The sequence below is a fragment of the Rhodopirellula sp. UH5 genome (genome assembly GCF_056839225.1).
In genome coordinates, this window is sequence record NZ_CM166390.1 from 4,865,026 (window position 1) to 4,879,426 (window position 14,401).

At 57.3% G+C, this 14,401-nt stretch carries 10 protein-coding genes; 6 read left to right on the forward strand and 4 right to left on the reverse strand.

The window, feature by feature from the left end:
• Positions 1-5: 5 nt before the first annotated feature.
• Together UH5x_RS17150 and UH5x_RS17155 are read right to left on the reverse strand one after the other, a co-directional pair.
• Complete coding sequence (locus UH5x_RS17150) at positions 6-1,475, reverse strand: aldehyde dehydrogenase family protein (RefSeq protein ID WP_482633136.1); 1,470 nt, start codon at positions 1,473-1,475, stop codon at positions 6-8.
• A 315-nt stretch (positions 1,476-1,790) separates the two neighbouring features.
• Positions 1,791-2,864, reverse strand: coding sequence for an LOG family protein (locus UH5x_RS17155; protein WP_482633137.1), 1,074 nt, complete (start codon positions 2,862-2,864; stop codon positions 1,791-1,793).
• Between the two features lie 154 nt (positions 2,865-3,018).
• Between UH5x_RS17155 and larC the strand changes: the two genes are divergently transcribed.
• The 6 genes from larC to UH5x_RS17185 all read left to right on the forward strand — a co-directional run bounded on the left by larC (position 3,019) and on the right by UH5x_RS17185 (position 11,652).
• Positions 3,019-4,242, forward strand: a complete 1,224-nt coding sequence (gene larC, locus UH5x_RS17160) for a nickel pincer cofactor biosynthesis protein LarC (RefSeq protein WP_482633138.1) — start codon at positions 3,019-3,021, stop codon at positions 4,240-4,242.
• 117 nt (positions 4,243-4,359) lie between these two features.
• Complete coding sequence (locus UH5x_RS17165; protein ID WP_482633139.1) at positions 4,360-5,646, forward strand: hypothetical protein; 1,287 nt, start codon at positions 4,360-4,362, stop codon at positions 5,644-5,646.
• Between the two features lie 82 nt (positions 5,647-5,728).
• The gene (pepF, locus tag UH5x_RS17170) at positions 5,729-7,537 is read left to right on the forward strand and encodes an oligoendopeptidase F (protein ID WP_482633140.1); all 1,809 of its coding nucleotides are present in this window, start codon (positions 5,729-5,731) and stop codon (positions 7,535-7,537) included.
• Positions 7,534-9,081, forward strand: coding sequence for a sugar ABC transporter ATP-binding protein (locus UH5x_RS17175; protein ID WP_482633141.1), 1,548 nt, complete (start codon positions 7,534-7,536; stop codon positions 9,079-9,081). The genes pepF and UH5x_RS17175 overlap by 4 nt, the downstream gene beginning before the upstream one ends.
• A gap of 387 nt (positions 9,082-9,468) precedes the next feature.
• A complete protein-coding gene (locus tag UH5x_RS17180; protein ID WP_482632748.1) occupies positions 9,469-10,998 on the forward strand; it encodes a transposase in 1,530 nt (509 codons plus the stop codon).
• A 195-nt stretch (positions 10,999-11,193) separates the two neighbouring features.
• Positions 11,194-11,652: a transposase gene (locus UH5x_RS17185; protein WP_482633142.1), complete on the forward strand. Its 459-nt coding sequence runs from the start codon at positions 11,194-11,196 to the stop codon at positions 11,650-11,652.
• A gap of 424 nt (positions 11,653-12,076) precedes the next feature.
• On the opposite strand, the gene upp is transcribed toward UH5x_RS17185, so the two are convergent.
• Positions 12,077-12,712, reverse strand: a complete 636-nt coding sequence (upp, locus tag UH5x_RS17190) for a uracil phosphoribosyltransferase (protein WP_047816715.1) — start codon at positions 12,710-12,712, stop codon at positions 12,077-12,079.
• Positions 12,713-13,018: 306 nt separating this feature from the next.
• Entirely contained in the window at positions 13,019-14,395 is a 1,377-nt protein-coding gene (locus UH5x_RS17195; protein WP_047816483.1) for a dihydroorotase, read from the reverse strand.
• Between the last annotated feature and the right edge of the window lie 6 nt (positions 14,396-14,401).

The following is a 14,401-nucleotide window of genomic DNA, read 5'->3' on the forward strand; positions in this document are numbered from 1 at the left end:
GACAATCAAAGAGCGACCGTGACGGTTTTGCTTTCCAGGTAAGCCTTCAGGCCTTCGGTTCCTAGCTCACGACCTTGACCACTCATCTTGAATCCGCCAAACGGAGCGGCGGCGTCGAAGACGTCGTAGCAGTTGACCCACACGGTTCCCGCGCGAACGTTGGCGGCGAAGTGGTGGGCTTTCTTGATGTCTTGTGTCCACACGGCAGCCGCTAATCCAAACATCGTGTCGTTGGCTCGTTTCAGAATGTCGTCGCTGTCTTTGAATGACAGCACGCTCATCACAGGACCGAAGATCTCATCGCGAGCGATCGCCATGTCGTCTTGAACGTCGGTGAACACGGTCGGCTCAATGAAGTAACCACGATCACCAGAACGCTTGCCACCACTGACGCAGGACGCGCCTTGCTGGTTGCCTTTGTCGATGTAGCTCATGATCTTGTCGAATTGAGCTTGATCGATTTGAGGACCTTGTTCGGTGGTGTGTTCGAACGGGTTGCCGACGACGCGTTTGTTTGTCAAATCGGTTAGTTTTTCGACGAAGGCTTCGTGAATCGATTCTTCCACGAACACGCGACTGCCGGCACAGCAACATTGGCCTTGGTTCAGATACAGACCCACGAAGCTGCCTTGCACAGCAGCGTCCAAGTCTGCGTCGCTGAAGATCACATTGGGACTTTTGCCGCCGAGTTCAAACGTCAGTCGTTTCAACGATTGGGCGGAGTTCTTCATGATCAACTGAGCCGTCCGGTGTTCTCCCGTGAAGGCGATTTTGTCTACGCCAGGATGGTCGACCAGGGCTCCACCGGCGGTCGGGCCAAAGCCCGGCACGACATTGATGACGCCATCGGGGAAGCCGACGTCTTTGGCAATCTGGGCCATTCGCAGGCAGGTCAGCGGTGTCTGTTCAGCGGGCTTCATCACGATCGTGCAACCGGTGGCGAGAGCCGGGCCCCACTTCCAAGCGACCATCAGCATGGGGAAGTTCCAAGGGATGATCTGACCGACCACACCGACTGGTTCTTTCCGGGTGTAGCAGAGGTAGTTGCCACGAATGGGAACCGTTTCGCCTTGGATCTTGTCTGCGTAGCCGGCGTAGTAGCGCAACGCATCGATCACCAGGGGCAAATCCGCGTGCCGCGATTCGCGAAGGGGTTTCCCGTTGTCGAGTGTTTCGAGTTGAGCCAGCTCATCGATCTCGTTCTCGATCGCATCGGCTAGCTTCATCATCAGCCGTCCGCGATCGCGAGCGTCCATCGTCCGCCAAGGTCCCGAGTCGAAGGCTCTGCGTGCCGCGGCCACTGCGGCGTCGATGTCTTCCTTGTCACCTTCGGCGACTTGAACGATCTCTTCTTCGGTCGCGGGGTTGATGGTGGCGAAGGTTTTTCCGCTGGCTGAATCCCGCCACTGGCCGTCGATGAACAACTGGGTGTGACGGACTTTGGGGGGTGCGATTTCTGGAAGTGTTGTCGACATCAGAGATCCTCGTCAGCTGCGATGGGGATGGGAATCAAGCCTTCAGCTTAAGGCTTCGCAGGCGAGGATGCCAACCAATGCGATCGCGAAGATTGAGCGATCAGCCGATGGGCGATAGCCCACGGTTTCTGAAGACGAACCGAACGCGATCGCGTTCCGGCTGATCTGATATCAACAGTCTGAATTTTTCGGTTGTCGGATCTGTCCTCTGTCGCCCCTCCGGGACTGATGAAGTAGCTGGAACTGTTTCCGGTGCCTGACGGCACCGGCAAGGGCTGTGCCGGCCCGTCGGGCCTCAAAGCGTTAAGTCTCTGTTCAGCACTCGGGATCGGGGGTGGTGGTCAGAGGATGGCCGTTGATTTGGTTGATCAACATTCGCAATCGACCAAGGCCACGCCGGTTGAAGTGGAAGATCAAGCGGGGGAAATCAGCCAGTTCGGGTTCGCTGGATTCGACGGGCAGCGGTCCGGTTTGTTCGAACGTGCCGCTCTTCAAAATGTCCGCGAATTCGGTGCGGATCAATTCCAAGGTTTCTTCCGACAACGCTCGCTTCATCCGCAGCACCAACTTATCACCGACGTAACGTTGGGAGTGATACACGTCATAGAACGTCAGTAGCTCTTCGACGGCTTCATCGACCGAGTTGGTGATTTTGTAGAGGGCCACGTCCTCGGGACTGATCATGCCGTTGCACATCAGTTGCTTGTCAATGAATTTACCCAAGTCCTTCCAGTAACTGCCGCCGGGATGATCGAGGAAAATCAACGGCATCATGGTTTGCTTGCCAGTCTGAAGCAGCGTCAGGACTTCGAGGCCTTCATCCAGCGTTCCGAATCCGCCGGGCAAGCAGACGATGCCACTGCACTCTTTCAAGAACATCAACTTGCGAGTGAAGAAGTACTTCAGCGTGACCAACTTGGGATCGTTCTCGATGTATTCGTTGGCGCCTTGTTCGAACGGCAGCATGATGTTCAGGCCCATCGATGCATCGCGTCCGGCGCCTTTGTGACCGGCTTCCATGATGCCGCCGCCGGCACCGGTGATGATCATCCAACCGTGAGCCGCCATCCGCCGGCCCAGGTCGACCGCGGATTGGTAATCCGGACGATCCGGAGCCGTTCTGGCCGATCCGAAGATGGTGACTTTGCGTCGCCGACGATACGGCCGAAAGACTTTGAATGCGTACCGCAGTTCCCGGATCGTTCGGGAAAGGATCTTCACATCACCGCGAGCCGTGTTGTCCTTTTCCAATCGCTCGATCGTGTGCCGCATGACTTGGTACAAGTCCTGCGACTGGTTGTCGGAGATCGGATCATCGATCGGTTGCGGCCGTTGCAATTCATCTTCGCCAATGGCTTCGGCTGGCAAATTTTCGTTTTCGTCGGTCATGAAAAGTTCCGGAGGAGATGACAAGCAAGTTGCGGTAGGCAGACAAGTTACCACGAATCAGGGGTTCACCGGAACGCGATTTGTGGAGGCCCCAGGTGAGGTTTTGATGAATGGTCGGCTTGGTAATTCCAGCTCGTTTTGCTCCATTATCGGCATGACAAAAACACTGCACTTTGACTGTTTATCGGGAATCAGCGGCGACATGACCTTGGGCGCCCTGATCGATTTGGGCGTGTCCGTGGACCAGATCCAGCAGGGGCTGCAATCGCTGAATCTGCCGGATTTGAAGCTGCGGACCGAGGAAGTGAAAAAGTGCGGTTTTCGAGCCGTGCAAATTCACATCGATCACCCGCCGGAAAAGGCTCATCGGCATCTGCACCACATCGATGCGATGATCGACGAGGCCAGCGAGATCAACGAATCCGCCAAGGCTCTCGCGAAAAAAATCTTTCTGTGCGTGGGCGAAGCGGAAGCCAAGGTCCATGGTTGCTCGCTTCGGAAAGTTCACTTCCACGAGGTTGGCGCGATCGATTCCATCGCGGACATCGTCGGCGTGGCGATCGCGATCGATGCGTTGGACATTCAACACGCGACGTCATCGACCATTCCCACCGGGACCGGTGCGATCACGATTGATCATGGCCGCGTTGCTGTGCCGGCGCCTGCCACCGCGGAAATCCTGACGGGTGTGCCGTTGATGGCTTGCGACATCGAATCGGAACTGACCACGCCCACCGGGGCCGCAATCATCAAGACGCTGGCTCGATCGTTTGGTCCGCCTCCGGCGATGACTCCGTTGCGAGTGGGCTATGGATCGGGAACACGTGATTTGGAAGGCCAAGCCAATGTGTTGCGGGTGACGCTGGGTGAGCTTGCCGAAGCGAGCTCTTCCCAAGGTCAAATCGAAACCGATCGAGTCACCTTGCTGGAAAGCAACATCGACGATGCGACGGCGGAGCAGTTGGCCAATGTCAGCGAGCTGTTGATGAACGCGGGAGCGCTCGATGTTTGGCAGACTCCCATCGTGATGAAAAAGGGACGTTTGGCGACAACCGTCTCGGTGCTGTGCGACGCCGGCCGAATCGGTGCGTTGCAAACGTTGCTCTTCACCCAAACCAGCACGATTGGAATTCGTCGAACGGAGATGAATCGTTCCAAGCTGGCTCGCGAAAGTCAGACCGTGCAAACGCCGGACGGACCCGCGACCGGCAAGACGGTGCGATTGCCTGATGGAACGCTGCGGTTCTCATTGGAAAACGACGAGGTCAAACGGCTGTGTGCCGCGACCGGAAAACCAGCCGACCAAATCCGTGCGGAAGCCCAGGCAGCGTTTGCCGGATTGATAGCGGAAGGGCGCGAGCCGTCCGGTCCCGCTTGAGACTCAACGTGGCAAGTTCTACCGCCGGGCACCGGACGGCTCGCGCCGTGCCGCTACAAAGAGAGAAGCCAGAATTTTTTCGCGCCCCTGCTAGCGGGTGATCTGGCCTGGGGGAGCATGAACGCAAAAACAACTTCACTCGGCTGCTTGGGTTTGCTGTGCATCGGCCTGTTGGTGGTGGGGCTCCCGATTGGGCTCCGTCAGTACCGGGTCCAGGCTCAGTTGCAGGCCATTGCATCGAACGGTGACCCGGTTTCGCTCTCAGAGCTGGGGGATCCGACTCCCGTGTCCGTTTGGCCAATGGCGGACAAAGTGGATGCGCGACGGGAGATACTGCAGGTCATCGAGTCGGCGGAAGAACTCGCCAAGGCTCTCCATCCGTATTTGAATTCAGATGCTGCCGCTGATCTTCGCCAACCATTGTCGGCCCAAAACGTGGCGTTGTTGGAGGATGCTTTTCAACAACATCCACTGGTCTTGCCGGCTCTGCGAGACGCGTCGCATTGCCAGCGTTATGCGTGGCCCTCACCGCTGACGCCGTCCGGTGTGATGCCGCCTGATCAATACATGCAAGTCTTGTTGAAAGAAGTCGGCCGATTGCGAATGGTTGGCCGGTTGATGCTCTGTGGTTCTCGGTTTTTGGCGACCAAGGGCAAGGTCGATGAGTCCGCGATGCTGTGCGTCGATTTGATGCGTTTGACAGGTTTGCAAGAGACGGGTCCGACAGTCGTTGTTTATCAAACCAACGTTGCGATCCGGCAGTCCGCGATCGATCAACTCAATGCGATCATGCAGGTCTCGCCGCTGGATCCCGGCACGCACGCTGCCATCGAAAAAGTGTTGACGGAACGCGAATCGAGCGACGCGTTCTTGCACACTCTCAAAACCGAACGGGTTTACGGGATCGCTTCGATTCAATCCATGCCCGCGGTGTTGCGAGTGTTTTCGAACCAGATGCCGGATTACTTGGCCGCGATGCAGAGTCAAATCGACCGAGGCAAAACGCCTCCCTGTGATTGGTCGGCCAATCGTGGTCCACCGACGGAAGTGATGACGCAAGCAGCGATGACGGCGATGGACTCCTGTCGTGCATCGTTCGAACGAGATCACATTCGATGTCGGTGCTTGCGGATTCTCAACGCGATCCGAGACAAGGGGCTGACGGCGTCGGAAGTGAACCTCGATCGGTTGGGTTTGCCGGCCGAGGCAACGCGGGACCCGTATTCCGGCCAAGCTTTGAAGTTCGAGCCTGTCGAGATCGAGCCCGGGCGGACAGAACCTGGGCGGACTGAACCAGGGCAACTCGCGTCCAGCGAGGGATGGCGGATTCATTCTGTGGGGCCAAATCCGTTCCAAAGCACCGCGAATCAGGCGAATGGACAGGATCTGGGACTTGCCCCGTGAGGCGGTGATGGCGGTTTGAGTCGGATGTTAAACTATCCGGCTTGAACTCATCTTCACTCCTCTCACCAACGATGCTCCACGGATGAACGCACCCGCCGCCACGAAATTGCCTACTCGCGACGAAGTCGCCGCCAGCGATTGCTGGGACCTGTCCAGTCTGTACGAATCCCAGGAGGGTTGGCAGGCCGATTTCGACACGTTGACCTCGAAAACCGACACCTTCGAAAGCTTTCGTGGACGCTTGGGCGAATCGGCCCAAGTCATCCGTGAATTCTTGGATTTCGATGGCGAGTTCGACCGGATGGCGGAACGATGTGGCACTTACGCGTTTTTGCGAACGACCGAGAATCAATCTGACAGCGATCACCAGGCTCGCAAGTCGCGGTTTCAAAACTTGGCCGTGAAAGCGTCGCAGGCCAGCAGTTTTGTCCGTCCCGAATTGCTGAGCATCGAACCGGAAAAGATGGAATCGTTTTTGAACGATCCGGTTCTGGAACCCTACAAGTTGTTGCTCGAGCGAATTGTTCGCTATCGCCCGCACACGTTGACCGATCGCGAAGAACGTTTGCTGGCGATGCAAGGCGAGATGGCTGGTGCGGCGGGCAATGCATTTCGACAACTCAACGACGCTGACCTGCGGTTCGGTGAGCTGGAAAACGAAGACGGACAACGGATGGAGTTGTCGCACGCAACGTTCATCCAGTTTTTGCACAGCACCGACCGCGACGTTCGCAAGAAGGCATTTGATCAGTATTACCAAGTCTTCTCGGAACACGAGAACACGCTCGCAGCAACCTTGGCCGGCAGTGTCCACCGAGACGTGTACTACGCTCGGGCTCGCAACTACGAGAGCAGTTTGGAAGCGTCGTTGTTCCCCGACAACATGCCGGTGTCGGTCTACGACAACTTGATCCAAGCGGTGCGAGATTCGTTGCCAGCCGTCCATGAGTACTTGGACGTGCGTCGTCGCAAGATGAACTTGCCCGACATGCATCACTATGACACCTACGTGCCGATTCTGTCCGGGATCAAAAAGCATCACACGTGGGACCAAGCGGTCGATGTGGTTTTGAAATCACTGCAACCGCTCGGCGACGAATATGTGTCGACGTTGGAAGCGGGCATGCGTGGACGATGGGCCGATCGTTATCCCAACCGAGGCAAACAGAGCGGCGCGTTCAGTTGCGGATCATTCGACGGCGACCCGTTCATCTTGATGAACTTCAAAGAGGAAGTGCTCAACGATGTGTTCACGCTGACGCACGAAGCCGGCCACTCAATGCACAGTTGGTACTCGTCGAAGAACCAACCTTATCAGTACTACGACTACACGATCTTTGTGGCGGAAGTGGCCAGCACGTTCAACGAACAATTGCTGACGCACCACTTGCTTGAGAATGCTCAAGACGATGCCGAGCGAGCCTATTTGATCAACAATGAACTCGACAGCATCCGCGCCACCGTGGTCCGGCAAACGATGTTCGCGGAGTTCGAAAAGAAGACGCACGAAATGGCGGAAGCCGGCGAGCCGTTGACGGTTGCGTCATTCCGCGCGGTGTATCGCGAATTGCTCGACGCATACTTCGGTCCCGATTTCATCGTCGATGATGCGTTGGAACTGGAATGTTTCCGCATCCCTCACTTCTACCGTGCGTTCTACGTTTACAAGTACGCCACCGGACTCAGTGCTGCCGTGGCTCTCAGTCGCCGCGTGCTTGGCGGTGGCGAATCGGAACTGAACGATTACCTGAACTTCTTGCGTGGTGGTTGCAGCCAAGACCCCTTGGATCTGCTTCGTGGCGCCGGTGTCGACATGACCCAGCCCGAAGCCGTGAAGACGACCTTGGATCACTTCGCCAGTCTTTCCAAGCAACTCGACGAACTGCTGTGATCGACGCCACCCATCGTCTGGAACTGACCGGAATTCGCAAACACTTTGGATCGACCAAGGCGCTTGATGGCGTGGACTTGGTCGTTGGTCCGGGGGAAGTGCACGCGATCATCGGCGAAAACGGTGCTGGCAAGAGCACGTTGATGAAGGTTTTGTCTGGTGCCCATTGCCCGGACGCCGGTCGGATTCAAATCGATGGGGAAGAAGTCGATCTGAGCAACCCGCGAGCCTCCCAGGCCGCGGGCATCGCGATGATTTATCAGGAGCTGAACTTGGCTCCCGATTTGTCGGTCGCGGACAACATCACCCTGGGCGACGAACCGTCTCGTTGGGGCGGACGGGGCGGTGGTTGGCTGGATCGTGGCCGGCAAAATGCCATCGCCAAGGAAGCTTTGAAGCGGTTGCACTGCGACGACATTGATCCGGCACAAGCCGTTCGCGAATTGTCGATCGCTCAGCAGCAAATGGTCGAGATCGCTCGCGCGGTTGTGGCCGGCCGCAAGCTGAAACTATTGATCTTGGACGAACCCACCAGCAGCCTGACCCAGGTCGACACCGAGAACCTGTTCGCGGTGATCGAGCGACTGAAGTCCGAAGGCGTCAGCGTGCTGTACATCAGCCATTTCCTCGAAGAGTGTCAGCGGATCGGGGATCGCTTCACCGTGCTCCGCGATGGCGTGACAGCCGGCTCAGGCAGCTTGAGGGAAACCGATTCGGACTGGATGCCGATGGATTCCATCGTGCGGATGATGGTCGGTCGAGAGATCTCCGAGCTCTATCCCGACCTCGATCATGTTCGCGGCGAACCCGTGTTGCAGCTCGAACAGGTTCGTGGGTCACGATTGCCAACGGATGTTTCGTTGACGCTGCATCGCGGCGAGATCTTGGGGCTCGCCGGGTTGATCGGCGCGGGACGGACCGAAACCGTTCGTGCTCTGTTTGGACTCGATCGATTGGCGTCCGGCAAAGTCGTTGTGATGGGCCGCGAAAATGCGCGACGGGATCCGCAGAAGAGTTGGATCCGAGACGCGATGGGTTTGGTGTCCGAGGATCGCAAGAACGAAGGGTTGTTCTTGGAACGCAGTCTGACCGAGAACTTGACGCTGACTCGTACGGAGCCTTACCGACGAGGCCCGTTCCTTCGCCGATCGGAAATGAAGAAGGCGACCGAGCACTGGATGAAAGAATTGGCGGTTCGGGCGAGTGATCCCGATCAGGCAATCGGCGAGTTGTCAGGCGGGAACCAACAGAAAATCGCCTTGGCTCGTTTGCTGCATCACGATTGCGAGATCCTGTTGCTCGATGAGCCCACACGCGGCATCGACATCGGCAGCAAACGCACGATCTATCAAACCATTGGTGAGTTGGCGGCGCAAGGCAAAGCGATCTTGTTGATCAGCAGTTACTTGCCCGAGTTGCTCGGCGTCTGCGATTCAATCGGCGTGATTCACCAAGGCCGCCTGACCGGCATCCGCCCAGCAAGCGAATGGACCGAACACAGTCTGCTGACCGAAGCGCTCGGCGCTGCGGCCACAACCGAGTGAGTCATGGGACGCCTCCGCCCCAACGGGACGACTCTATCTGATTAGCGCCGCCCCTTTGGGGCTACCGAGATTCACGCCGTTCTGAAAACCCAGGGCGTTGCCCTGGGCTAGAATAGGGCTGGCCCGTTGGGCCTGGGCGAATCCGTTGCGGTGACATGGGAATGATTGTGCACACTCTTCTTTCGCCCCAACGGGGCACTGCTATTTCAGCCCAGGGCGAAGCCCTGGGAATTCATCGGAACGAACACGTCGGTAGCCCCAACGGGCAACGCCGTGAACGATTTTGAGGCCGCGATTTGTGGTGTTTTGCTGAACTGCCCTTGAAGTGTAAAAGCCGGATCCCCCTACCAACCAACTGAAACACTTCAGTCAGAAAGGAATCCGGCTGTGTCAAAGAAACTCGATTCTCACGAATCAAGCAAGGCCAAAGAACATGCTCGACAAAGGAAATCCAACCGAGCTAAGCGCAAGGTCAAGATCGAATCTCAGCGAGAGCGTTATCGGAAAGCCCAGACGCGCAACGCCAAAGAGTTCCGCAGTGCGATCGATTGGGTGCTGGGTGACGAGCAGGCAGTGCCGACGCAGGCCCACGGCAACACTGGCTGGAAGACAATGACTCTGATGATCCAAGCCTTGCTGTGGATCTTCTCTGACAAGGACAAGCTCAAGGATGCTTTTGATTCAGGCACCCGGCAATGCAAAAAGGTCCACGGGAGGATCGCATTTTCAAGTTACTCTGGACTGATCAAGGCGCTGGTTCGATGGACTCCCTGGTTGTCCGAGGTTTTGCTTACTCGGATTCACAAGCAAATCGAGGCAACCGCCGGCAAGCTTTGGAGGACGACTGGTTGGGTCGTCATGGCTGTCGATGGTTCTCGAAACACAACGCCGCGAACACTGAGTAACGAAAAAGCGTTTTGCGCTCCCAATCATGGTCACGGGACAACGGCTCGGTATCGAAAAAAGAAGACCAAAGGAATGCGCCGTCAGGCCATCGAGAAGAATCCACCGGCACCGCCAGTACCCCAGATTTGGATCACAAAGATTTGGCACGTTGCCACGCAACTGACTTGGTGCTGGAAACTTGGGCCTAGCAATGCGTCCGAACGAGCACACGTGCAAGAGATGCTAGAAAACGGCGAATTCCCGGGGAAAACGTTGTTTACCGGTGACGCGGGATTCGTTGGCTACGAATTTTGGAAGAGCATCATCGATGGGGGACACCACTTTCTCGTTCGCGTCGGCGCGAACGTCAACTTGCTGCATAGCCTCGGCTACGATGTCGAGCCTGGCGAAGACAACCTTGTTTACTGCTGGCCCAAGGACAAACGCCGTGAGGGCATGCGTCCCCTGAAGCTTCGCATGATTCAGATCCAACTCGGCCGCAAAGAGGCAGTTCTCTTAACGAGCGTTTTGGATGAGAAGAAGCTCACGGACGAGCAAGCACTGGTAATTTACAAGAGCCGCTGGGGAATCGAATTGGAATTTCGCAACCTAAAGCAAACGTATGGACGACGACAACTTCGCTGCCGCCAGAGCGTCCGGGCGTTGGTGGAGTTGCATTGGTCGATCCTCAGTATTCTGATCGTCAAGCTGTATGCCTTGAAAGTACACCTCGCGAAGAAACGTCGCCGGGGTGATCCGGTCGCGATGCCTGGTCGAATCAGCTTCGCAGGGGTGGTGCGTTCTTTCCAACGCATTCTTGAGAACCTCAACGAGACCGATCTCGAGGAACCGAGCTTATCGGAGATGCTGAGGGATGCGCTGATCGATGATTACGAACGCAAGTCGAGCAAGGAGGCGAGGTATAAACCGAACAAGAAAGACAAGCCTCGTTGCGGTCTCCCCAACGTCACTCGCGCCACGAAAGAAGATCGCGATCGACTTCAAAAACTGGGGTTTTGTACCGTCGCCTAAATCGTTCACGGCGTTGCCCAACGGGGCGGCTCTATCTGGTTAGCGCCGCCCCTTTGGGGCTACCGACATTCGCGCCGTTCTGAAAACCCAGGGCTTCGCCCTGGGCTAGAATAGGGTCGGCCCATTGGGCCTGTGGCGTCTCCGTGACGGGGACGTCGTTTCTCTCGGATATTGTGCCATTCGCAAGGTTGAACCATGCCGCAGTCTTTGGCCCGCGTTTATCTGCACATCGTCTTTTCCACCAAGGGACGAATTCCTTGGCTGAAGGATGCGACCTTGCGATCGGAACTTTACGCGTACATGGCGACGGTTCTACGTGACAACGTCCAATCACCAGCAATCAAAATTGGTGGAGTGGAAGATCACGTTCACGCGTTACTCACGCTCAGCCGGAGTTTCGCGATCAAGGACGTGGTTCAACATATGAAAACGGAAACCAGCAAATGGATCAAACGCCAAACGGAAGGAGCGACCGAGTTCGCTTGGCAAACTGGATACGGAGCCTTTTCCGTGAGTCAATCCAATGTCCCGAAAGTCGTCCAATACATTGGCAACCAAGAAGAGCATCACCGCCAACTTTCCTTTCAGGACGAATTCCGAGACTTCTGCAAACGGCATGAACTCGAGATCGACGAACGTTATGTTTGGGACTGATGTCAGGCTAGGGCCGCCCCCGTTGGGGCTACGGGGATTGTTTGGCTTCACCAACCCAGGGCGTTGCCCTGGGCTAGATTAGGCTCGGCCCGTTGGGCCTGGGGAATGTGCAGCGAAGCTGCATTGTGTCTCCGTCCGCCCCAACGGGGCACCGCTATTTCAGCCCAGGGCAACGCCCTGGGAAACCGGCGGCAAAACCACGCCATAGTCCCAAAGGGGCGGCCCTATCCATCGCTGTCTGACGAGCGCCGCCTCGTTTCGTTGGGGCGACCGCATCTGTTCTGTTCGGCCCCAGAAACCCAGGGCGTTGCCCTGGGCTAGAATGGGCTCGGCCCATTGGGCCTGTGGCGAATCGGGCCTGGAGCGAATCCGTTACGGTGCATTGAATCGTGAATTCGCTGCTCGAAAACTCACGTAACCACTGTCAGTCGTTTTGCGGTGTGTCGAAGATGCGGTCGCCGGCGTCGCCGAGGCCGGGGACGATGAAGGCTTGTTCGTTCAAGCTGGGATCGACCGCAGCGACGAACAGTTTGACGTGGGGGAAATCGTTTGCGACGCGGTCGAGTCCGGGTTGCGACGCGATGATGCTGAGCACGCGAATGTCTTCGACGCCCCACCGCATCAAACGGCGAACGACCATGTCGATCGAGCCGCCGGTGGCCAGCATCGGATCGAGCACCAAGGCAACGTTCGGTGCACCCTTCTTCGGCAGTTTGTCGTAGTAGCCAACCGGTTCGGCAGTTTGCTCGTTGCGATACAAACCGAGGTGCCACACCGAGGCGTCGGGGATCAAATCCAACAACGGATCGACCATCCCCAGTCCGGCTCGCAGCACAGGCACAATCCCAATGTCGGTCGCCAACTCGTGACACGGCGCGTCGGCAACCGGAGTTGGAATGGTGACGGGTTGTGTCGGCAAGTCATCCGTCGCGCGAACTCCGATCAACATTGCCAACCGCGAAACCGCCGCGCGGAACTCAGACGGTCGCGTCCGTTTGTCTCGCAATTGACAAAGGTGGTGCGAAACCAAAGGGTGCTGCAAAACGTGAACGTGCGACATGGCTTGGGCTGGTCCCGACGGGTGAGCGTTGAAAGAGTGGTTGCCAAACCGTTTACGTTTCTGATCGATGTCATCGACGTCAAGGACGTGTTGGTCTTTGAGGTCGAAATCAATGCGACGCTTGCGGTGAGGGGCAAGTGCGAGTGGACGGTGTCGGGCACTGACTATGGAGTCATGTTTTCCAATGCGACGGGAGGCGGGAGCCTCCGGGGCAGTGCGTTCCAAGGCAGGAGCCTTGGAACGAGTGACCTAGTAGAGAGCTTCTGGGGCAGTGCGTTCCAAGGCGGGAGCCTTGGAACGAGTGACTTAGGTCGGGCCGATGCCATCGGCTGTGTTCCAGAAGCCGCCGCGGGCGTGATCGAAGGTTGGTTTTTGGCCGCGGATCTTTTCGCGAAAACCGCCGTCGATGGACCACACGATGGAACCGTTCACGATCGTCGTGACCGGCCATCCGCGAAGAGTCTCGCCGTTCCAGGGGCTCCAGCGGTTCTTCGTGTGTTGGTCTTCGTCGCGAATCGTGCGCTCGGAATTCATGCGGACCAACACCAAGTCAGCGTCGTAGCCGTTGGCAATGCGGCCCTTGCCGGTGATGTCCCAGACCCGTGCGGGGGCATCGCTCATCCAGTGAGCAATCTGTGGCATCGTGACCTTGCCAGCGTTGCATTGATTCAGCATCAACGCCAGCGAGTTCTCGACCGCTGGCAAACCCGATGGTGACTGCGGGTAGGGTTGGGCTTTTTCTTCCAGCGTGTGAGGTGCGTGGTCGGTCGCGATGACTTGGATGACATCGTCTTGCAGTGCTTGCCAAAGCTTGGCGTTGTCCGCCGCGGTTTTGATCGAGGGGTTCATTTGAATCCGTGAACCCAAGCGGTCGTAATCATCCACGTTGAAGAACAAGTGGTGTGGGCAGACTTCCGCGGTCAGGTATGGCGATGGATCCGCGAGCGACACGAGTTCCGCGCCGGTGGACACATGCAAGACATGAAAACGATGTTGATGCCGACGGGCCAACTCGGTGGCTCGTGCGGTTGAGATCACCGCAGCGGCTTCATCGCGGATGCGGGAGTGATCGTGAATGTCGGTGGTCCCGGCCAGTCGTTCCGCGTTGGCTCGCACGGTCGTTTCGTCTTCGCAGTGGGCGCAGATCGGCAGAGTCGTCTCGGCGAAGATGCGTTCCAAGGCGGCTTGTTCGTCGACCAACAGGTTGCCGGTGCTGCTACCGATGAAGATCTTGATGCCGGGAACGTTTTGAGCGGCATTCAACTCGGCCACGTTGTCCGGTGTCGCGCCGATGTAGAAGCCGTAGTTGACCAGCGACTTTTCGGCTGCCAGTGCTTCTTTGGCTTGGACACCTTCGACGGTGACCGCAGGTGGTTTCGTGTTGGGCATTTCCAAGAACGTGGTCACGCCACCGGCGGCACACGCATGAGACGCCGTCGCCAAGTCTTCTTTGTGCGTCAGACCTGGTTCGCGAAAGTGGACTTGATCGTCGATCACGCCCGGCATCAGGAACAGATCATCCGCTTCGATCAGATGATCGCAGGAAGCGGTGGAAGAAGCATCCACGTCGAGAATTTTGCCGTCTTCGATCAAGACGTGGCGAAGGTCGACGGTGCCGGAAGAACTGTGGATGCCATCGCCAGGCAAAACCGCCTGCGCGTTTCGAATCAGAGTGCGAGCCATCAAGGA